This window comes from Pedobacter fastidiosus (assembly GCF_014306625.1).
In the GTDB taxonomy this organism is placed as follows: Bacteria; Bacteroidota; Bacteroidia; order Sphingobacteriales; family Sphingobacteriaceae; genus Pedobacter; species Pedobacter fastidiosus.
Genome location: NZ_JACRYL010000004.1, coordinates 306,844 through 307,053 on the forward strand (window position 1 = coordinate 306,844; position 210 = coordinate 307,053).

A 210-nucleotide genomic window follows, 5' to 3' on the forward strand; every position below is an offset into this window, starting at 1 on the left:
CGGCAATGTAACCCTAAGTAATATCGTGGTAACCGATGCAAATGCTGCGGTAAGCGGATCTCCGATTCTGTCTCTTGCACCGGGCGCATCCATAACCCTTACCGCGGTACATACCTTAACGCAGAGCGATATCGATAACGGTTCTCTGAGCAATCAGGCTTCTGCAACGGCGAAAGATCCGAAAGGAAATAACGTTACAAAAGTTTCTGA

Annotated in this window: 1 protein-coding gene; it reads left to right on the forward strand. The window is 48.1% G+C overall.

Annotated elements, in window-relative coordinates; all coding sequences use genetic code 11:
* On the forward strand, positions 1–210 hold a 210-nt coding region (locus H7U22_RS06410; protein ID WP_187070516.1), incomplete at both ends, for a DUF7507 domain-containing protein.